Here is a 20,861-nt window from a genome sequence, read left to right on the forward strand (position 1 = left end):
ATATATTTTATCACAAAATTAATACAAAAATACAGGTGAATCAATTTCAAGATGATTGCCACCGTTTTTTCTTCCACGTATTAAAACTAATTCTGCTTTTTTTCCATATGCGATGCACATTTGCTGGGGTGTTAATTTATTTGATGCGAGGAGATTCATAAATACAGGGAGAACATATGGAGAAATAACTGTTACAAATAATCCTTTATTTTTTAACAAAAAGGAAGCAGAAACAACAAAATCTTGAAGGATGCTTAGGGATCCCTTTCTGGATTTTTCCCTGATAATTTTATCCGATGTGGAGGAAAAGTGAAATGGGGGATTAAACACCACCATGTCGAATGATTCCGCTTTTAGGTTTTTTTTTACATCTTTTACATCAATATTCATAAAATTTACTTTTTCCGCTTTGTTTATGGAAATAGCCTTTAATGCATTATCATAGAGTTCTTTTAATATTTCTATCCCCAATACCTCTAATTTGTAGTATTTTTCTAATCCAAACGAGACAAAACCCGTTCCAGAGCCAAGTTCACATACTTTTTTAACATTTTTTGTAGGTTTTGAATACCAAAGCAACAAAACCGACGCGTGCGTCGGTTTATGACCTTCTATATCTATTGTTTTTATTTCCTTCCCAAAATTTTTGTCAAATGGTGGCAATTTTATCATACAAAGTCAACCAAAGTTTTTTGTAATACTTGTGCTGCAGATTTTAAGGCGGCTTGCAGCACAGATTGTTGCATAGAAAGATCAGTTAGTACCTTTGTTAAATCTGCATCTTGTTCTTTTGAGAGATACTCGGTCATGAATGTATCGATATCCGTTATCCTTGTACTTATTAATTCTAATGTTCTTGTGTTTGCACCTATCTGTGCAAATACATCCATTGTTGAGGTTTCCAGTTTATTTACTTCTTTGAGTGTTATATTTGAAAGTTTCTTTGAATTTCCCTCTTTTAAAGCATTTATTGCGTCATCGATTACGGTAAATGCGTCTTTTCCCGTATCAAGCTTAAAAACATCGTATACTGTGATACCGTATTCAATGGTAAATCCAAGCGCGTTTACTTTTCTTTTAACATTTGCCTCTGGTGGTGTTTGGATCTTTCCATTTTCCACAGGTTTTAGATCTGATCTTGCACCACCGAATATGTACTCTCCTCCCAATTGAGTATTTGCTATATCTTCTAAATGGTTTTTTAGCTCTTTTAATTCTTCTGCTATTGACTCTCTTTCAGCTACATCGTTAACTCCATTTGCACCCCTTACAATTAATTCTTTTATTCTGTGGTAGACATTCGTTAATTCTTGGATGGTGGAATCATATATATTGACAAAATTTTGAGTGTGTTCAACGTTTCTTTTGAATTGCTTTAATTCTCTTAATCTACTTGATATGTTTGAAGAGCGTGTGGCAACTACTGCATCATCACTGGGGTATGATACCTCTTTACCTGAGGATAATTTATCGTGTAATTTGCTAATTCTATACAAACTTTTTTGTATATTAAACAATGTTCTTTCGTTTATCATTCCATTTGTTATTCTCAATTAGATCCCCTCCTATCTTCCTACAACACCGAGTCTGTCAATCACTCTACCTATCATTTCATCTACTGCTGTCATAACACGAGCAGATGCGTTAAAAGCATGCTGAAACTTAATCATATTTGCCATCTCTTCATCTAATGAGACACCCTTTACCCTTTCGCGTTCATTGCTTATGTCTTTCATTACTATATCTGTATTGTTTTTCATTTTCATTGCAGTCTCACCTTCCACACCCATTTCAGCAACTATACCTCCAAGGTATTCTGCAAAACTCTCTCGACCATCGTTTAGTATTTTTTCAAATCTCATTGAAGAAAGCATTTCCATTATTTTGGTATTTGCCTGACCCGTTGGATTGAATACCTTTGCGTCCCAGTTTGTATTATCTTCTATGATTCCAAAGTCAACGGCTATAGTTTCAGGGTTGGAAGAGACAGTCGTATTCACCTTTAGCTTTTCCACAAATCTAAAGGGTTCATTTGTTATTATTTTATCCACAAAAAGTGTATCTGCCTTTGAAAATTTTTCCCTAAGTGTTTTTGGAGCATCGAAAGGATTTAAAAATATATATTTTTCGTTCCAATCATTTGTAGGATCACTATCTGGATCTATGAATCCCAATTTTACAAATAATTCTTCTGGTCCTTTAATAGTTTTATCTATTTTAAAGTTCATGGATCTTGTACCCCTAATTACTACCTTGTTGTGTGGTGTTATATCAAAGAGAATTCCTGTTCCCGATTCATTTAGTTTTTTTACAAAATCTTTTAGCGTTAGTTGTGTTGGATCAATTTCTATTTCAGTTGCACCTATAGTTATTTTAAATGGATCTGTTCTGTCTAATATGTTATCAAGTGTCTCTTTACTCGTGTCTAACGCTTTGTAGGTTTCAATGTGAATATTTGCCTGTGTGAACAATCCATCTGGGTCTTGCAAATCTATTCTATTTAAGTTAAATTCATTGCTTTTAGTTGGAAGTATTAAAAGTTTATTGTTGTGTACAAATGCCTTTATTTCGGTGGAAAAGTTTGTGTTTAAATCATTTGCAAGGTCATTTAATGTGTAACCTGAAGTAATGTTTAAGTTTGCTTCGATACCGTTGATATTTATTTTGTAATTACCATTTTCAACGTTAAAATCGGATTGATTTATTACGAATATATTGACATCTTTTGTGTCAAATCCCATTGTATTGAACATATTTCCGTTAAAATCTAGTGCTAAAGTATCTTTTAGATTTGTACTTCCAACCATTCTGAGTAAATATGTTGCACTGTTGTGCATTGCAGTTTCAAATGAAAACCACAGTCCAGAAGCAGAAACTGAATTTATAAAGTCTTGGATTGTGTCTCCGGCATTTACAGATATAGCACTAACATTTGTAGAGCCGTCAAAAAATACTATGGAGCCTTGATCAATGAATTGTTTTGTAGTTATATCACTTACATTATTTCTATTTGACATACCTGAAATATATTTTATTGGTCCACCTTCAACTCTCTTGGTACCAGCTAATCTAAATAAAACGGAATTTTCAATATTATCTGCTTCTATTTGTGAGAAAAAGTCTAGACCAGTTACACTACCGTCTTTGTTGAACCCATCTCTATGAATTAGATTGAATTTGTCGGTTAGATATAGTACAAATTCATCTAATCTGTTCATGTACTTTACTATCGTTTTATCCCTCAAATCTATAGCTGCTTTTAGACTTCCATCGTGTATATCAACTTTTGAATTTCTTACAAATATTTCTTTAAAACCCTTTCCATATGGCCTTTCAAGTGCTCTTAATTTATTGATATCACTTCCCGTAAGGACTATTTGATCCCCTATCCTCAACGTGATTTGTCCTGATGCGTCTTCTGTATAGTAAATATCTGCAAGCTTTGAAAGGTCATCTAATATCCTATCTCTTTCGTCCAACAGGTCATTGGGAGTGGACTTTAAGGCCATTGATAGTCGCACTTTTGAATTTATATCAGCAAGTCTTTCTACCATAGAATTTATTTGATCAACTCTTTGGGTAATTTCAAAGTCTAGGTCTTCTCTGAGTTGTTCTAATCGTAAGTATAAATCTTTTATGTTTTTGACAAATTCTTCAGCTCTACTTACAAGTTCCCGTTTTGCAGCACTATTAGTTGGATCAGTTATTATTTCCTCCATACCTGACCACATTGAATCAAATAAATATCTTATTCCAGAATCACCTGGTTCTGCAAAGAGTTGTTCGACAAAATGTAAATTTGAAGTTATCGAGTCCCAATAGTTATATTTGTTATTTACCTGTCTATATTGAATATCCAAAAATTTATCCCTAATCCTTTGGATGTCTTTTACTTTTGAGCCTGTTCCAATCTGTAATGGTATAGACGGTTGTGTTAAAGTGGTTGCGGGAATGGGTGGCATTGTACGAATAATAGGTACCTGTCTTGAAAATCCAGGTGTATTTGCATTTGCTATATTATGTGATACAACATTCATTGCAAGTTTGCTTGTATAAATACCCAAAAGTCCTGTATTTAAAGCGCCAAAAAGGCTAATGTCTGGCATTTAATCACTCCCTAGTATGATTTGTTAAAAAAACTAGAGTTTACTTTTTCGTATCCAGTCTTTGAATACGTAGATGTTTGAGATGTATTTGAAAATAACGATTTGACAAAATCAAAGTAATTATTTTCAAAATCCAGCATTTCTTTAAAGTTTGACATAACTATGGAAAGTTCATTTAGTTTTTCCATAAATGTGGCAAGTAAAATGGACATCTCTTTATCATTTGTTGAATTAATATAATTGGTTATAGAAGAATATCCTAGCTTATTAAGTTCTTTTAATAATGATTCTTCTAATTTTTCAAATTCTAGGGAATATTCTTCAACCATTGCTATGTTCTTGGATAAATCTTGTATTTCTTTTTTTATAAGCGCAGTTTGTGCGCTTTTAAATGAAGAGGTAATTTTTTCAATTAATTCTGTTTGTTTTTTTATTGTTTCTTTCATTTTTTATCCTCCCAAAATAGATTTTGCAATTTTCTCGGCATCAATTTTAAAAGTCCCGTTTTTAATAGCTTCTTTTAATTCTAAAACCAATTTTTCTCTTACTTCTGGTAATTTTTTTGAATCTTCTAACAGTTTTTTTATCTCAAGTGCTGAGGAAAAATCCGCTTGTTTAAACTTCTCTCTATTTATTTTTTCTATATGTTCCCTTTTAATTCCTTGAATATATCCATATCCTCCTATTTTTTTGATATCCATTTTAAACACCTCCTTAATAATTATCGGAAAAAATGGGGAAAATTAAAAATCCTCCGCATTGTGCGGAGGATTTGAATTTTGAATTTATTTTATAATTTAAACTTTTGTACTTCATTGTAGAGTTGTTGAGAAATTTCAGAAAGTTTATCACCTTCAAATTTGACTTCAGTAGTTTTTTCAAGTTGCATTTTTGCACTGTTAACGACCATATCCATTTTTTCTGCAACACTTGTTACATTTCTACTTGCAACATCCATTGCGCTTGCCATTTCTTCAGCCGCAGCACTTTGCTCTTGGGCTATTGCGGCAAGATTTTCTATCATACCGGAAATATCGGAAATTTGACCTAATATTCCTCTAAGATTTAGTGTTGCGCTTTCACTTTCTTTACTTGCGTTTGTTACAATTTCCACCATATCATTTGTTTCATTTCTTACGTTTTCAGAACCTGTTTGAATGTTTTTCAATATGGAAGTTATTTTATCAGTTGCCATTTTACTTTCTTCTGCAAGTTTTCTTATTTCATCTGCAACGACGGCAAACCCTTTACCTGCTTCACCAGCCCTTGCAGCTTCAATTGCAGCGTTAAGTGCAAGTAAGTTTGTTTGTTCTGCTATACTTGAGATAGTTTCAACAATTTCACCAATATTTGTAGCATTATTTGCAAGGTCATCTACTTTTTCAGACATAGATAATGATTTTTCCTTTATATTGTTTATTATTTGGTTTATTGTATCTAATGCTTTTTCGCTAATCTTTGCTGCGTTGGATACCTCATTTGCCTTTTCGGTAAGGTCTTGAGAAGTTTTTGAGACGTTTTGAGCACTTGCTGCAACCTCTTCAACACCACTTGTTGTTTCTTCGATAGCAGAAGAAGCATTTTGAATTTCATAATTGATTTCTTCGATGTTTTGAGTAAAGGATTGTACTTCTGCTTCTTGTTCTTCTGAAAGTTTTGAAAGTTTTTGAGAAGTTTCATTTAATTTTATGGCATTTTGGTCAACTTGAGAGATTAAGCTAGAAAGATTATCTAGAGTTTTGTTTAGTTCATTTGCAATACGTCCGATTTCATCATTAGATTTGATATTGGAACGCATAGTTAAATCACCTTGACCAATTTTTTCTATGATTGTTACAAGGCTTCTAAGGGGTTTAACAATGGAATTTCCCGTAAATGTACCAAAGAAGAATGCAAATACGATTGCAATTAAAGAAATGGTAAAAAGAGATATCATGGTTTTTGTTGCATGGTCATTTACCTCACTTTTTAGTGCTGCAGATGCAAAAATCCAGCCATTGTTTGTTTTGGAAAATGCAACTACCCTTTTAACACCTTTATATTCGTATTCAATTATTCCTTCCTTTTTGTCTTTCATCTTTTTAAACCAATCAAAGTTTGATACATCCATTCCAATTTTACTTTCATCGGAGTGTAAAAGTGTTTTTCCCGTTGGCGAAAGTAAGTATGAATAACCACTTTTTCCAAGTTTATTAGACAGTAACTTTTTTGCAAGTTCTGATGCTTTAAAATCTAAAGCAACAACACCTGTTATTTTCCCGTTTAATTCCACTGTCTTTGCAACTGTGATAACTATGTCTCCTGTTGAAGCCTCGTTATATGGTTCTGTTATTATTACTTTACCTCTGTTTTTTACAGCATCTTTGTACCATGGTCTTGCAGTTGGATCATAATCAGGTGGAAGTTCGCTTTCGGGGATAATAAAGAATTTTTTATTTGAAAGTCCAAGATAAACAAAGATTATGTCTTTGTATTTGTTTTTTATATTTTCAAATGTTTTAAGCATCCATGTTCTTTCGTCGTACTTGTTTTCATATGCGCCTATTACATTTGCATCAGTTGAGAGAAAATCAATAAGATTTGTGTATCCGTTTAGAAAGTTGTCTAAATTACTTGAACCATTTCGGGTAATGGCTAGTAGTGCATTGTTTCCCATATCCTTTCCCAATTGAAAAGCATGAAAGATTGCAAAAGTTGAAACAACGACTAAAGGTATCACAGAAGAAAGAATAATAAGCAACCACAACTTTGATTTAATTGAAAGATTTTTAAACATAAATCCCACCTCCTGCAATTGTTATCTTTAATTAACATAGTAATTTTACCATAAAATTGGTAAAATTTATAAAATTATTTCATGTGAACATCTATCTGTGTAAATGGAATTTCTATTTTATTTTCATCAAATATTTTCTTAATTCTTATTGCAAGGGCATTTATTGCTTCAAAATAGGAATTTCTTTCAACCCAAAAATATACTGTAAAATCTATGGAACTTGTTCCAAACTGTTTAAAGGCTATAAAGTTGCTTACATTTTCTTTTACAACGAGTGGTTCTTCATCTATTGCTTTTTTAATCAGTTTAAGTGCTACTTCGAGGTTACTGTCGTATGATACTCCAACATCCATATTTACACGTCTTACTGTAGAGGGCCAGTATTTAGTTACAGTTCCACTCCAAACGCTTTTATTTGGAAGTAACACCAATTTTCCATCAAAGGTTTTTAAATAACTATGGTTTATTTTTATTTCATCAACTATTCCAGTTATCCCATTTACATCTACCACTTCACCTTCGAATAATTTTCGAGTGGTCATAACAAGTATTCCAGAGACAAAGTTTGTGAGTGGTTCTTGAAGTGCAAGACCTACAATTATTCCTGAGATTCCAAGTCCTGTAATGTATGGTAATAGATCAATATCAAAAATGCTTAGAATTATTAAAATTGCAAAAACTGCGATGATTATTCCAATAAAAAATTGAACGGTTTTTGGAGCTTTAATTTCCTTGCCAAATGCCTTTATTGATTTATAGATTAATTTTGTTAAATACTTATATAAAACATACGATATTACAATCGTTATAATCGAAAGTAAACCTTTTTCCCAATAATTTTGAAACAAACTATTCATAAATTCACCTCATATCTTTTAAAAGAGAATAATCAAGTTTCATGGCATTTCTTACTTTTTCCATGGTGTCTTGTGCTATTTTTCTTGCTTTTTTGTTTCCGTTAACAATTACGTCTTTGACATAATCATCTGTGAGTGAATAATATTTTTCCCAAATAGGTTCTAATTTTTCTTTCATATTTTTTAGTAATAGTTTTTTACAATCTACACAACCAATTTTTGCGTTTGTACAACCATCTATTACCCAGGCTTCATCTTCCTTGCTGATTTCAAAGGCTTTGTGATAATCCCATACAGGACATTTTTTGGGATTTCCCGGATCTGTTCTTCTTTTTCTTGCGGGATCCGTGATCATAGGCATTACCATCTTTTTTAGTGTATTTTCATCTGTGATTAAAGGTATGGTATTTCCATAGCTTTTACTCATCTTTCTGCCATCTGTTCCAAGTAGTTTTGGAACTTTTGAAAGTATTGGCTTTGGTTCTGGAAATACTTCTTTGTAAAGATAATTAAATTTTCTTGCAATTTCTCTTGTAAGTTCTATGTGATAGACTTGATCTTCTCCAACGGGTACACCTTCTGCCATGTAAATAAGTATGTCTGAAGCCTGTAAGACAGGATAGATCAAAAAACCTGCATTTGATAAATCTCTATCTTTTAGTTGTTGCTTAATTTCTTTGTAAGTTGGAACCCTTTCAAGTCGTGAAACGGGAACAAACATCGAAAATAATAGTGTCAATTCTGCGTGTTCTTTTATTTCGGATTGTATGAATATTGTGGATTTGTTTGGATCAATTCCAACTGCAAGGTAGGATTTGACAAGTTCAATGGAATTTTTAATTATTTCATCAGTATCGTTGTAATGGGTAGTTAATGCATGCCAATCTGCTACAAAATAAAAGGATTCATGTTCTTTTTGAAGGTTAACCCATGATTGGAGTGCACCAAAAAGATGGCCAATGTGTAATTTTCCAGTTGGTCTCATACCACTTAGTATTCTCATTGTATTACCTCCTGCTCTTTTTTCCTTCTAGATGTTCATGGATTTTTCTTAATTTTTCGCTAACATAGTAATTAACAGAACCTTTTGGATATCTACCTTTTTCGTTTAGTTTTCCGGCAGGTTTATCCATCAAAATTTTAATTGCTTCATCAACATTGGATACAGCCCAAATGTTGAAAAGGCCTTTTTTTACGTCTTCCAATATTTCATCTTTTAATATTAGATTTTTTATGTTTGCCTCTGGAATTATTACCCCATGGGTACCATCAAGTCCCCTATGTTTACATAATCTATAAAATCCTTCGATTTTTTCTATGGCACCACCTATAGGTTGGACTACACCGTGCTGGTTAATTGATCCTGTTACTGCTATAGATTGTTTAATTGGAATATTAGATATTGCAGATATTATGGCTATAGTTTCAGCAAGAGATGCACTATCTCCTTCAACTACACCATACACTTGCTCAAAACTTATAGATATTCCAAGTGATAATGGGAATTCAGTTGCGTATTTACAACCTAGATATCCCATTAGAGTTAATACCGCTTTGCTGTGTATATTACCACTTAAATCTGATTCCCTTTGAATATCGATTATTCCGGTATTTCCAACATATGCTTTGGCGGTTATTTTTACAGGCATACCAAATGAAAAATCTCCAAAGTGACTTACTGTAAGTCCGTTTATTTGCCCCACTACTTTTCCTTGGGTTTCTATCATTATTTCGTATTTTTTGAGTGCTTCGTCGTACTTGTCCATAATTAACCGAACTCTATTTTCCCTATTTTTTATCGCATTGAGGATATCTTCTTCTGTTATTGTATCTGCATCTCGTAGTTTTGAATAGTAATCCGATTCTATTATAAGGCTTGATATTTCTCCCATCTTCATGGAAAGTTTATCTTTGTTTTCCGAAAGTCTCATTGAATACCATACTACCCTTTTTAAGGCTTTTGAATTTAAAGGGTTAAGTTCATTATTTTTGACTACGCTTGATATAAACGAATAATATTGTTTTATATTTTCCTTTGTTGCGTTCATTTCCCAATCAAACTCAACTTTGACTTTAAATAACTTTTTAAAGTCTTCGTCGTATTCGTAGAGTATATAATATAACTCTGGTGTTCCAATTATTATTACCTTTAAATCTAAATCAACTGGTTCGGGTTTTAATGTTATTGTAGGGTTTATTCCGTATGCACTATCAATATTTTCAATGGTAATTTTTTTGGAAATTAGTGTTTTTTTCAACTTATCCCAAACATATGGAAATTTAAGTATATCTTCGGCATTTAAAATTAAATACCCACCATTTGCCCTGTGGATAGCGCCACTTCTAATCATTGAAAAATCTGTGTATAACACTCCGGATTTTGATATGTATTCTACTTTACCAAATAAGTTTGGATAAGTGGGATTATTTTCAAAAACAACAGGAGCACTGCTTAAATTTGAGTTATCTACAATTAAATTTACGGTTAAGATGTGTTTTATATATCCCTTCCATTCTTCAAAATTTTTAACTTTAACACTTTGTTTTACTATATGACTTTTCAATTTTTCAAAGTGATTTAAAAGTTTTTCAGAGTATTTAAATTCTTCTTTAAGCTCTTCAAAGAGCGAATCAATGGAGAATAAAGTTGCATATTTGTCCAAATCGTTGAACTTTTCTCTATACTCCATATCGATTTTTCTTAGTTGATATAATACACCTGAGATTAAGTGGTCCAGTTTTTTTGCGTTTTCTTCGTAATTTCTTTTTATATCTTCAGGTAGTTGTTCAAATTGTTCTGGGGCTAATGGTTTTCCATCCATTTGTGGAGCGTAAACGATGCCCGTGGGAGTAAGTTTTACTACAAATCCCAATCTTACTGCTTTTTTGGAGAGTTCACTTAAAATTTTTTCTTTTTTTTCTTCGTATTCCATTTCCAATTCTTTCTTTTTTTCTTCGTATTCTTCACTTTCAAATGTTTTTTGTATGTTTTTGAATATGTCTTCTGAAATGTTTTCTAACTTTTCCTTTAGTTTCTTTCCTTCACCTGGTGGAAGTATTATGGCTTTTGCAGCGTATGCTTCATCTAAATCAATGGTATAGACCAAATCGTGGTAATTTTTCTTTTTCTTGGAAAATTTTTTTGCAAATGAAATAGCAAAAGATTTTCTTCCAGTGCCACTTGGACCTACTATGAATATGTTATATCCCTTTTGTTTCATAGAAAGACCAAATTGCATAGCTTTGAATGCATCTTCTCGTCCAATAAACGTTTCGCATGGGTTTATATTTTTCGAAGAATTTACTCTTGGGAATATAGAATTTTTTAAAGTTAAATCTTTATAGCTTAACTTTTTCATATTCAATCCCCCTTGGAATAAATTTAAATTCACCTTCTTTAAATGAGATACCGTATACTGCACTACCACTACCTGTTAGTGCAGATATTAAAGAAGTTTTTTTTAGTTTTTTTAGATTTTGTGAAATTTCTTTATTGGCTTTCGTCACTATTTTTTCGAATATATTGTATGTACATCTTTTTATTTCGGTTATATTTCTATTTTTATACGCTTCATAAAGTATGTATGGTGAACATGGCGCCTTACCAAATAAAGTGGGATTTAAGCTTTGATATGCTTTTTTTGTGGAAATACCGTTAGATGTAATTATATTCACTTTATAACCAGTTAATGGAGCTAAAGGTTCAATTATTTCGCCTTTTCCTTTTACTATAGCCGTTCCGCCAAAAAGAAAAAATGGAACATCACTTCCTATTTCTGAGGCTATGTTTAATATCTGTTTTTTGTGAATTCCAATTTGATCAGATAAATAAAATAACAAAGCCGCTGCGTTTGAGCTTCCACCACCTAATCCTGCTTGCATGGGGATATTTTTTTCAAGAGTTATTCTAAGGCCAAATTCTGGTTCTTTAAATTTTGAGCAAAAAATATCCCAAGTTTTGTACAATATGTTATTTTCTATATCCACGTTTGATTTTATTTCAAGTCCTCTATCGATTTTTGTTATTATTAAGCGATCATAAAGGGATATATTTTGAAATAGAGATAAAATCTCATGGTATCCATCACTGCGTTTTTTTATGACATCAAGGAAGAGATTTATTTTTGCATATGATCTAACGATTGCACCACTACTTTGCTCCATCCTTCCATCTCCTCAAAATATTTGCCTGGGTTATTTGAAAATATTTCAATGAATTTTTCCTTTTCCTTTAAACCAAAATACTTAACATCTGCAATATAACAAAGCCCTACGTGTACTCTACTTACCGGATTGTCAGTTACATTGATTAATCCTAAATACTCTATATTTTTGATTTCTACATCTACTTCTTCATTTATTTCCCTTAACATCCCTTTCTTTAAAGCTTCAATAGGATCTACAGAGTCTTCTGTATTTATATGTCCTCCAACACCTATTGTAATTTTATTATGCAATCTTTTTTCTCCTTGGGCAGTAGTTCTTTTAAAGAGGAGAAATTTGTTGTTTTCCCTTAAAATTATATATGGAATTACTTGTCTAATTGCTTCATCGTTTTCTGCAGTATTTCTATCTACGAATTTACCATATTCTTTTATTATTGAAATTATATCATATTCTGGGACTTTAATTAGGCCTGTTTTTTTGTTACATAATTTCTCTACTTCTTTAGTTGGGATAACTAATACTTTTTCATTTTCATACATTGTTTAACCTCCAATCTCTTCTATATCTTTTTCTAGGATTTTCTTTCCAAAGTCTTTATCTATTTCCGTAGATATTACACCGATAGCTGCAAATATATAATATTTATCCCTAAATATCTTTACTTTATTTTGTGGTAAAAGATCCATCGGATGTAACTTAGAGAGATTATTTATAGACTTTAAAACTTGTGGTGCATATTTTGAGCGGCTTAAAAATCCACCTGTGCCAAATAAATACTTAATGGCTGTTAAATCTTTTCCTTCGGCTATTAGTTTTCTGCCAAGTGGTGTGTATATATGTTTTTTAATTCCCACGTGTCTTCTGATACCTTGTTGAAAACAATACAGTGCAAGTTTTGCGATAAATTTTTCATCTTCATCTGTTTTTGGATATGGAGATATTCTTGTTTTTAATTCGGACAAATTTGGAAATTCAAGTCTTAAATTTTCTTCGCCTATAAGGTTGATTACATTGCGCGCGTTTACGAATAACCCTAAATCACCTTCTACAGTGCGTTTTGCCTTTGGTTCTGGTGCTATCATTAATTCCTGTATTTCGTTACTTCCCTCTGTTACTGAATCTACATCGGTTGTTGCGCCACCAATATCTATGGTAAGGACATCTTCGTAAATTTCAGAAAGAAGTTGGGTAGTTCTCATAACAGCACCAGGTGTTGTGTGGATATTGTAATCTACAATTTCATATATTTTTTCCATTCCCGGGGCTTTGGTTATGTGTTGGGCAAATATTTCCTTTATTATATTCCTTGTAGGTTCTACATTGAGTTGGTCAATTTTTGGATATACATTTTCCGTAATAAAAACAGTTTTTCCAGAATTCTTAAGTATATATTCCACCTGTTCTGCAACTGCAACATTCCCCGCGTAAATTATTGGGATATCTAAATCCAATTTTGATAGAACTTTTGCATTGTGGATCACCGTTTCCTTTTCACCGTAATCTACACCACCCGCAAGAAGTATGAGTTTTGGTTGGATTTCTTTAATTTTTTGTATGTGAAAGTCGTCCATTTTTCCCGCCGTAACGTATTTAATAACTGCGCCTGCACCTAATGCAGCTTCTCGTGCAGCACGCACGGTCATGTCATACACAAGACCGTGTACAGTCATTTTCAATCCCCCTGCAGCACTGCTAGATGCTGCAAATTTATCCCAAGTTAGTTTTTTTTCACCGATTTTTTCTTTTAATTTTCCAATTGCCCTTTCAATACCTATTGTTACATCACCTTCATTGACAGTTGTCCAGTGTTCACCTTGTCCTACAATTTTTACATTACCGTCTAAATTGTGAAATGCCGTAACCACCGTTGTTGTTGATCCTATTTCGGCAAAAAGTAGATCTAACTTCACTTTTTCACCCCCTAATTGATTTTATCACGAAATTAATAAAAAATCTCTTGCAACTTAAAGTTATTTTAGAGTATAATTTTAAATGTTGAAGAGTAAAAAGGAGGGCGAAAATATGAGAGTCACCTTTTTGGGTCATGCGGTTTTTTTATTGGAAACTAAGAAGAATATTTTAATTGATCCATTTATTACAGGGAATCCATCTTTTCCTAGGAATTTTTCGTTACCAAAGATTGATTATATATTAGTAACTCACGGACATGGGGATCATATAGGTGATACTGTAGAGCTTTCCGAAAAATTCAATGCCACAGTTATTTCAAATTTTGAAATATGCAATTATTTACAATCAAAAGGTGTGAGGAAAGTACATCCAATGCATATTGGAGGGGCAACAAATTTTGAATTTGGAAAGTTAAAGATGACTCCTGCACTTCACGGTTCTGGAATAATAGAAGGACGTGACATCATATATGGGGGTAATCCAGGTGGATTTGTAATATATGGTGAAAAATCTATATACCATGCTGGAGATACAGGGCTTACTAAGGATATGGAACTTTTAAAGGGTGTGGATATTGCACTTTTGCCAATTGGTGGAAATTTTGTTATGGATGTAGATGATGCCGTAAAAGCTGTAGAGTTTATACAACCAAAGATGGTAATACCTATGCATTATAACACCTGGGATGTGATAAAAGCTGATGTAGATAAATTTAAATTGGAAGTTGAAAAATTAAATGTAGATTGTGTAGTATTAAGACCAGGGGAAAGTTTGGAGGTATAATGTGAAAAAAACGATACTAGTCATTTTATTGATATCTTTGAGTATGTTTTCGTTAAACATCCCTCGGTATATAGGAAAAGAAGATGTTTATATTGAATTTGAGGGACTACTAGGTTTTTTTGATGGAATTCCAATAACAGAGAATAGGGTTAATGGACTTGATTTTGAGGATGGGGCACACTCGTTGAGATTGGTGGGAAGTTATCAAGAATTCTTGTTTAAGATCATAGTTGATACGGTTCCTCCTACTTTAGTGAATTTTTCAATAAGAGATCCAAATCTCGTAATATTTAAAACACCGGTATATGAAGTAGATTATAATAGTAGATTGAATTTTTTTGAAAAAAAACTTGAAAAAACGGTTAAGAGGTATGATGTTGATCCTCTGGTTGTCTGTGGTATGGATGATGCGGGAAATGTAGGAAATTTTATCTACATTCCTCCCAGTGTAGAAAATATTACACCGCTTGATTCAAAAACTCCTATATCTGGAATATTTGATAAGAATATACTTTTGAGTTCAAAATCTCCTTACAAGATTGTGGGAAAAATTCTTGTTCCGGAAAAATCTGCTTTGCTTCTTGAGAAGAACGTTGAATTAAAAACTATAGGTGTTGGAAATATGGTTGTAAAGGGTACAGTGTATGTTCCAAAGAATGTAAATTTTACGGGGAACTTGAAATTTGAAGTTGAAGGAAATGGAACATTTTATCTTGAAGGAAGGGAGTATAAAGGTGAAGTTTCATCAAATGGCGGAAAATTGGTTTTTCTAAAAGACATAAATTTACCAATATTAAATTTAAGCAAAACAAATTTAGTGGTTATTAAGGATTCAACAGTAGACAAGTTAAATGTAGAACATGTAGGACTATTGGTATTGGAAAATTCTACAATTACTAATTTAAATATTGCAAACACAAGAAAGGTAATTATTAACAAGTTAAACAACAACACTTTTATGGCAGAAGGATTAACTAATATGGAGATTTTTTCTCTCTCATCTCAAAGTTTTAATGCAAGTGATTTTTCAAGAGTTGTAATGACTCATTCAAATATAGAAATGCTTTCTTTGAAAAGGGGGACGTATTTTCATGGTAAGGAAAATATCGTGGTTAATTTAAATATGGAAATGTATTCAATCGCTAAGATTTTTAATACTAGTATAAAAAAACTTGAGCTTATAAGATCAAAGGTATTTAAAAGACTGTCAAATATAGAAAACACAAAGAGTGATAAATTTTCGAGTATAGAAAACTTTTAAGTGAGGTGAATTAATTTGAAAAGTGTGCTTTTTGGTTTGCAGTGGGGGGATGAAGGAAAGGGAAAGGTGACGACTTTTTTTTCAAAAGGTTATGATTTTGTTGTAAGGTATAGTGGAGGAAGTAACGCGGGACATACTGTGGAATATGAAAATTTTAAAATGATACATCATTTACTTCCATCAATACACTTAAAATACGATATTGGCGCAATTATTTCAAACGGTGTGGTACTTGATATTGAACAACTTGTGAAAGAAATTGAAGAATATAAAGAGAAAAAGGGAAAAGAACCAAAATTGTATGTTTCTGATTTGACACATGTAGTATTACCACATCACAAGTTATTGGATAAAAAAATAGAAGAGACAAAAGGAAAAAGCGCGGTTGGAACAACGAAAAAAGGTATAGGACCTGCATATGCGGATAAAGTGCACAGAATAGGTTTGAGAATTGCAGATTTTGAATACGATTTTGTAGATAAGTGGAATTTTTTATCAAACTTTTACAAAGAAATGTATGGAATAGAAGTAGATGGGTATGATTGTATTTTAAAGGCTTATGAAAGTATTAAAAAATTTGTTGTTCCACATGGAAAGATAGTAGACTTAATTGAAAACAATAAGACTTTATTTGAAAGCACACAAGGGGTTTTGTTAGATGTAGATGTTGGAACTTATCCATTTGTTACAGGAACAAATTGTAACACAACGGGTATTCAAAATGGAGTTGGATATCCTGTCAAAATAAATAAGTTTTTAGGGGTTTTCAAAGCATACCTTACTAGGGTAGGGAATGGACCATTTCCAAGTGAGGCACTTGGTGAAGAAGGAGAACATCTTAGAAGAATGGGACATGAGTTTGGTGCGACAACGGGAAGGCCTAGAAGATGTGGATGGTTAGATATTCCTTTAATGAAATACGCGATTAAGGTTTCTGGTGCTACTGAATTAGTTATGACAAAGAGTGATATCTTAAACGGTTTTGAAAAAATACCAGTTTGTGTAGGATACGACGTAGATGGAGAAAAAATAACAAAAATAGATAGTATGTCACTTCTTTATAGAGCAAAGCCTATATATGAATATTTTAAGGGATGGAAAACCCATGATTCACAAGAATTTTTGGATTTTGTAAATTTCTTGGAAAAGGAATTGGAAAGAAAGATTAGTTATATTTCAGTAGGTCCAAAAGTTGAGCAAATAGTGGAATTATAAGGAGGGATAAATATGGATTGTGTTTTTTGTAAAATAATAAGAAATGAGATACCTTCTGAAAAGGTGTACGAAGATGAAGATTTTATAGTCATAAAAGATATAAAACCCGTTGCACCGCTTCACCTTTTGGTTATTTACAAAAAGCATGTAGAAAGGTTACACGAGTTATCTGAAGATGATCAAAGACGTTTTTGGAAGATGTTTTACATAATAAAGGAATTAAGCGATAAATTTGGATTCGAGGAATATAGAATAGTGCAAAACAATGGAAAGAGCGCGGGGCAAGAAGTCCCACATATACACTTTCACGTAATTTCAGGTAGAAAATTTGGAGGTATAGGATAAGGAGATGATAAAATCAAGGCAATTGTGTATTTACCTGTAAAGCCAGAAATTGCAAAAGAGCAGAATTTACCCGTTAAATTACCCATTTTAGCTGAGGATATGCCTTTAATTAGCGAGATTAACAAGATTCCACTAGATGTAATACTAAGGGGATTAGAGGCTCAATATTCTGTTGAGAAAAATGAATATTGGGCATCTTACCTTACCTATTTTTATTATGAAAAGTTTAAAGAACTCTTAAACGATGAAAATTATGAAAAAGCGAGAAAATTTTTGGAAAAGGCAAAAAATGTAATGTATGATTACAGGTACCATTTTTATTATGGATTATTATTTTCAAAACTTGGAGATTACGATAATGCAGAAGTTGAATTAAAACGTTCTATCTCGCTTAATCCCACTTTTTATTTGGGATATTACGAACTTGGGAATGTTTTGTATTTAAAGAAAGAATACGATGAATCCGTTGAAATGTATATGAAAGCCTTTGAGATTAACAAGGACTTTGCACTTCCCTTGTTAAAAGTGGGTGATGCGTATTTTGAAAATGGTCAGTATAAAGATGCGGAAATTGCATATCAAGCAGCTTTGAAGGTGGAAAAATTACCTCAAATTTTTCTTAGATTAGGTGTTTTGTACAATACCACACAAAGATTTGAAAAAGCAGAGAAAGTTTTTAAAGATGGTTTGTCAATTGAGTATAAACCGGAGATTGCGTATAATCTGGCATATACGTTGTCAAAACTTGGAAAACATCTTCAAGCGTTGCAGGTGTTAAAAGAGTTATCCAAAAACTTCCCGTCTTTTGAGGTTTACAACGAGTTGGGATTGCAGCAAAAATTATTGGGGTTATATGAAGAAGCAAGTGAGAGTTTAAAGCTTGCAGGTGAAGATTACAGGGAAAATTATTTAAAATCTTTGTTATTTATTGATGGATATAAAGACTTTATTTTAAACGAATTAGAAAAATTTGATCCAGAATATGTTGCTTTTTTAAGAAAGGTTAGGCAAGAGAAAGATTTGATAGAGAGTAAGTTAGAAAAAATCCACTTTCCTTTTAAAGAACTTGAGTATGTATTTGATTTTACCAACGATGAGGGAGAGGTTATTTTAGGAGAACTTGAAAGGTATAGGAATTTTCCTTTTAACCAAAGGATAGCACTTGTTATTTCAAGTGGATATATTGCTGGTGCCGATCCAATTTTAATAGAGAAGAATCTAGCCAAATCTTCATTTTTACTCTTTGATATAGACGAAGCAGTGGTGTTTTACAAAGTAATTCAAATCATTTATTTTGGTAGAGTATTTGGTGGCATGCCTTTTTCTGAGATAATTGAAAAAGTACTAGAACAGCTTTCGAATATAAATATTCCACTTTTAAAAAAAATGATTAATATACTTGAGTACACAAAGACCTCTTTGGATGATTTTTGGGAAAATTTTGAAAAAACAGAGAATCTACCTAATTTTATTTTACAGTTAATGGAGCTTTTAAGCTATGAACCAGAAATTAATGATATAAAAGAAGAGACATTTATTGGTAAACTGGCAAAATTATTTATCGAATTATGATTAAAAAAGCCAGTAAACACACTGGCTTTCATTTTATTGTTACAATTAAACAAGTTTAACATTTTTACTTGACACTAACTTTTAAATGTGGTAATATTTTGCATAGTGGGAGGTGAGTATTATGGAAAAAGTGCAAAAAATCAAAGAAATTATAGCCGAACAACTTGGAGTAGATGTTAATGAAGTTACGGAAGAAAAAAGTTTAACAGATGATTTAGGGGCAGATTCTTTAGATATGGTAGATTTAGTTATGGCATTTGAAGATGAGCTTGGAATTAAAGTAGAAGATTCGGATCTTTCTAAAATCAATACGGTTAAGGATATTATTGATTTGATCAGTCAAAGAGTATAAAGGGAGGGCGTACGCCTTCCTTTTTTTAAAAACAAACCCGGGGAATAACCCCGGGTATTTTTTACATTGGGAAGTATCCTCTTTTTTTGACTGCCTTTGCAACTCTTTCAATTGCCACAATGTAAGCAGCTGTTCTCATATCTGTGTTGTATTTTTGTTTTGTTGCGTATACTTCGCTGAAGGATTTAGTCATAATCTTATGTAATTTCTTTCTTATATCATCTACATCCCAGAAGAAGCTTTGAAGGTCTTGTACCCATTCAAAGTAAGATACTGTAACACCACCAGCGTTTGCTAGAATATCTGGAACTACAAGTACATCTTTTTCAATTAAGATTTCTTCTGCTTCTTCTGTTGTAGGACCATTTGCACCTTCGACTATTATCTTTGCTTTGACGTCTTTTGCAATTTTTCCAGTGATTGCATTTTCAAGTGCTGCTGGGACTAAGATATCAACATCTAATGTGAGTAATTCCTCGTTTGAGATTGGTTTTCCTTTTGGATATCCCTTGATTAATCCACCGTTTTCATCTCTATATTTGATTAAATCGTTAACATCAAATCCTTCTTCATTGTAAAGTCCACCACTTACATCGCTTACTGCTACTATTTTTGCACCGTATTCTTCTGAAAGTATCTTTGCAGAGAACGAACCTACGTTACCAAAACCTTGAATTGCTACTTTGGCTTTGGAAATGTCTATACCACGTGCTTTACATGCTTCTGCTGCACTGATTGAAACACCACGGCCTGTTGCTTCTGGTCTTCCTTCTGAACCACCAAGATCAAGAGGTTTACCTGTTACGACTCCAAGTGTTGTATTACCTGAGTTCATGCTGTAGGTGTCCATATACCAAGCCATTATCTTTGCGTTGGTGTTTACATCAGGTGCTGGGATGTCCTTTGTTGGACCTACCATCATTTGAATTTCAGAGAAGAATCTTCTACTTAATTTCTCAAGTTCCTTTTCGGAGAGCTTTTTGGGATCAACTCTAACTCCACCTTTTCCTCCACCGTATGGAAGGTTAACAACAGCACATTTCCATGTCATCCAGAATGCAAGTGAGGAAACTTCGTCTAAATTTGTTTCAGGGTGATATCTTATACCACCTTTTGCAGGACCTCTTGCCGTATTGTGTTGAACTCTATATCCTTCAAATATTTCTACTCTACCATCATCCATTACTACTGGAAAATGTACTATCAACGATCTTTGTGGCCAAAGCAAAAAATTTCCAATGTTTGGATCTAAATCCATGAGTTTTGCTGCTTTTAAAAATTGGTGTTGTGCCATTTTATAGAGTGGACCTGGTGCTTCTAATTTGCCTAATTCGCTTAATTTCATTTTTTAAACCTCCCTATTGTGTTGTAGTACACCTAAATTATTACTTAAAATGCTTAATTTTTCAACGCCGATATTTTGTGAAAATCCTAACATAAATCATTTTCCAGGCAAAATATTTGTATTTTCTTTTTTTTACTAAATTATGCTTTAAAAATAAAAAAGCTGGTCGTA

At 32.5% G+C, this 20,861-nt stretch carries 19 protein-coding genes; 6 read left to right on the forward strand and 13 right to left on the reverse strand.

What is annotated here, in order from left to right; translation table 11 throughout:
* Positions 1 to 18: 18 nt before the first annotated feature.
* The 12 genes from AS157_RS01080 to AS157_RS01135 form a co-directional block, all read right to left on the reverse strand.
* The gene (locus AS157_RS01080) at positions 19 to 672 is read right to left on the reverse strand and encodes a tRNA1(Val) (adenine(37)-N6)-methyltransferase (RefSeq protein WP_077288963.1); all 654 of its coding nucleotides are present in this window, start codon (positions 670 to 672) and stop codon (positions 19 to 21) included.
* Positions 669 to 1,553, reverse strand: a complete 885-nt coding sequence (gene flgL, locus AS157_RS01085; protein WP_077197980.1) for a flagellar hook-associated protein FlgL — start codon at positions 1,551 to 1,553, stop codon at positions 669 to 671. The genes AS157_RS01080 and flgL overlap by 4 nt, the downstream gene beginning before the upstream one ends.
* 12 nt (positions 1,554 to 1,565) lie before the next feature.
* Positions 1,566 to 4,106 carry a flagellar hook-associated protein FlgK gene (flgK, locus tag AS157_RS01090; protein WP_077288962.1) on the reverse strand — a complete coding sequence of 847 codons (2,541 nt, stop codon included), beginning with the start codon at positions 4,104 to 4,106 and terminating at the stop codon, positions 1,566 to 1,568.
* An 11-nt stretch (positions 4,107 to 4,117) separates the two neighbouring features.
* The gene (locus tag AS157_RS01095; RefSeq protein ID WP_077288961.1) at positions 4,118 to 4,552 is read right to left on the reverse strand and encodes a hypothetical protein; all 435 of its coding nucleotides are present in this window, start codon (positions 4,550 to 4,552) and stop codon (positions 4,118 to 4,120) included.
* A gap of 3 nt (positions 4,553 to 4,555) precedes the next feature.
* A complete protein-coding gene (flgM, locus tag AS157_RS01100; RefSeq protein ID WP_077288960.1) occupies positions 4,556 to 4,807 on the reverse strand; it encodes a flagellar biosynthesis anti-sigma factor FlgM in 252 nt (83 codons plus the stop codon).
* Positions 4,808 to 4,896: 89 nt separating this feature from the next.
* A complete protein-coding gene (locus AS157_RS01105; RefSeq protein ID WP_214494940.1) occupies positions 4,897 to 6,882 on the reverse strand; it encodes a methyl-accepting chemotaxis protein in 1,986 nt (661 codons plus the stop codon).
* 74 nt (positions 6,883 to 6,956) lie between these two features.
* Positions 6,957 to 7,739 carry a mechanosensitive ion channel family protein gene (locus AS157_RS01110; protein ID WP_077288958.1) on the reverse strand — a complete coding sequence of 261 codons (783 nt, stop codon included), beginning with the start codon at positions 7,737 to 7,739 and terminating at the stop codon, positions 6,957 to 6,959.
* Between the two features lie 4 nt (positions 7,740 to 7,743).
* A complete protein-coding gene (gene trpS / locus AS157_RS01115) occupies positions 7,744 to 8,742 on the reverse strand; it encodes a tryptophan--tRNA ligase (RefSeq protein ID WP_077288957.1) in 999 nt (332 codons plus the stop codon).
* A gap of 4 nt (positions 8,743 to 8,746) precedes the next feature.
* On the reverse strand, positions 8,747 to 11,098 hold the full coding sequence (locus AS157_RS01120; protein WP_214494941.1) for an ATP-binding protein: 2,352 nt from the start codon (positions 11,096 to 11,098) through the stop codon (positions 8,747 to 8,749).
* A complete protein-coding gene (gene ispE / locus AS157_RS01125) occupies positions 11,079 to 11,903 on the reverse strand; it encodes a 4-(cytidine 5'-diphospho)-2-C-methyl-D-erythritol kinase (RefSeq protein WP_214494942.1) in 825 nt (274 codons plus the stop codon). The genes AS157_RS01120 and ispE overlap by 20 nt, the downstream gene beginning before the upstream one ends.
* Positions 11,858 to 12,445 (reverse strand): NUDIX hydrolase, encoded by a 588-nt coding sequence (locus tag AS157_RS01130; RefSeq protein ID WP_077288954.1) that lies wholly within the window; start codon positions 12,443 to 12,445, stop codon positions 11,858 to 11,860. The genes ispE and AS157_RS01130 overlap by 46 nt, the downstream gene beginning before the upstream one ends.
* A gap of 3 nt (positions 12,446 to 12,448) precedes the next feature.
* Positions 12,449 to 13,816, reverse strand: coding sequence for a GlmL-related ornithine degradation protein (locus tag AS157_RS01135; protein WP_077288953.1), 1,368 nt, complete (start codon positions 13,814 to 13,816; stop codon positions 12,449 to 12,451).
* A 112-nt stretch (positions 13,817 to 13,928) separates the two neighbouring features.
* Here AS157_RS01135 and AS157_RS01140 point away from each other — a divergent pair, with 112 nt between their 5' ends.
* The 6 genes from AS157_RS01140 to acpP all read left to right on the forward strand — a co-directional run bounded on the left by AS157_RS01140 (position 13,929) and on the right by acpP (position 19,345).
* Entirely contained in the window at positions 13,929 to 14,600 is a 672-nt protein-coding gene (locus AS157_RS01140) for a metal-dependent hydrolase (protein ID WP_077288952.1), read from the forward strand.
* Between the two features lies 1 nt (position 14,601).
* Positions 14,602 to 15,861, forward strand: a complete 1,260-nt coding sequence (locus AS157_RS01145; protein ID WP_077288951.1) for a hypothetical protein — start codon at positions 14,602 to 14,604, stop codon at positions 15,859 to 15,861.
* A 15-nt stretch (positions 15,862 to 15,876) separates the two neighbouring features.
* A complete protein-coding gene (locus AS157_RS01150; RefSeq protein WP_077288950.1) occupies positions 15,877 to 17,076 on the forward strand; it encodes an adenylosuccinate synthase in 1,200 nt (399 codons plus the stop codon).
* A 12-nt stretch (positions 17,077 to 17,088) separates the two neighbouring features.
* Positions 17,089 to 17,421, forward strand: a complete 333-nt coding sequence (locus AS157_RS01155) for a histidine triad nucleotide-binding protein (protein ID WP_077288949.1) — start codon at positions 17,089 to 17,091, stop codon at positions 17,419 to 17,421.
* 24 nt (positions 17,422 to 17,445) lie between these two features.
* Positions 17,446 to 18,993, forward strand: a complete 1,548-nt coding sequence (locus AS157_RS01160) for a tetratricopeptide repeat protein (RefSeq protein WP_231450283.1) — start codon at positions 17,446 to 17,448, stop codon at positions 18,991 to 18,993.
* Between the two features lie 121 nt (positions 18,994 to 19,114).
* Complete coding sequence (gene acpP, locus AS157_RS01165) at positions 19,115 to 19,345, forward strand: acyl carrier protein (RefSeq protein ID WP_077288948.1); 231 nt, start codon at positions 19,115 to 19,117, stop codon at positions 19,343 to 19,345.
* Between the two features lie 61 nt (positions 19,346 to 19,406).
* Here acpP and AS157_RS01170 read toward each other — a convergent pair whose 3' ends face one another.
* On the reverse strand, positions 19,407 to 20,690 hold the full coding sequence (locus tag AS157_RS01170; protein WP_077288947.1) for a Glu/Leu/Phe/Val family dehydrogenase: 1,284 nt from the start codon (positions 20,688 to 20,690) through the stop codon (positions 19,407 to 19,409).
* Positions 20,691 to 20,861 lie beyond the last annotated feature (171 nt).

The organism is Thermosipho sp. 1244 (genome assembly GCF_018588215.1).
Lineage (GTDB): Bacteria > Thermotogota > Thermotogae > Thermotogales > Fervidobacteriaceae > Thermosipho > Thermosipho affectus.

Bases quoted from the DNA above. Each gene is read 5' to 3' on its own strand.
- flgK (WP_077288962.1), bottom strand. From the start codon at position 4,106: ATGCCAGACATTAGCCTTTTTGGCGCTTTAAATACAGGACTTTTGGGT.
- AS157_RS01080 (WP_077288963.1), bottom strand. From the start codon at position 672: ATGATAAAATTGCCACCATTTGACAAAAATTTTGGGAAGGAAATAAAA.
- flgM (WP_077288960.1), bottom strand. From the start codon at position 4,807: ATGGATATCAAAAAAATAGGAGGATATGGATATATTCAAGGAATTAAA.
- acpP (WP_077288948.1), top strand. From the start codon at position 19,115: ATGGAAAAAGTGCAAAAAATCAAAGAAATTATAGCCGAACAACTTGGA.
- AS157_RS01130 (WP_077288954.1), bottom strand. From the start codon at position 12,445: ATGTATGAAAATGAAAAAGTATTAGTTATCCCAACTAAAGAAGTAGAG.
- AS157_RS01140 (WP_077288952.1), top strand. From the start codon at position 13,929: ATGAGAGTCACCTTTTTGGGTCATGCGGTTTTTTTATTGGAAACTAAG.
- AS157_RS01110 (WP_077288958.1), bottom strand. From the start codon at position 7,739: ATGAATAGTTTGTTTCAAAATTATTGGGAAAAAGGTTTACTTTCGATT.
- AS157_RS01105 (WP_214494940.1), bottom strand. From the start codon at position 6,882: ATGTTTAAAAATCTTTCAATTAAATCAAAGTTGTGGTTGCTTATTATT.
- trpS (WP_077288957.1), bottom strand. From the start codon at position 8,742: ATGAGAATACTAAGTGGTATGAGACCAACTGGAAAATTACACATTGGC.
- AS157_RS01170 (WP_077288947.1), bottom strand. From the start codon at position 20,690: ATGAAATTAAGCGAATTAGGCAAATTAGAAGCACCAGGTCCACTCTAT.
- AS157_RS01120 (WP_214494941.1), bottom strand. From the start codon at position 11,098: ATGAAAAAGTTAAGCTATAAAGATTTAACTTTAAAAAATTCTATATTC.
- ispE (WP_214494942.1), bottom strand. From the start codon at position 11,903: ATGGAGCAAAGTAGTGGTGCAATCGTTAGATCATATGCAAAAATAAAT.
- AS157_RS01095 (WP_077288961.1), bottom strand. From the start codon at position 4,552: ATGAAAGAAACAATAAAAAAACAAACAGAATTAATTGAAAAAATTACC.
- AS157_RS01155 (WP_077288949.1), top strand. From the start codon at position 17,089: ATGGATTGTGTTTTTTGTAAAATAATAAGAAATGAGATACCTTCTGAA.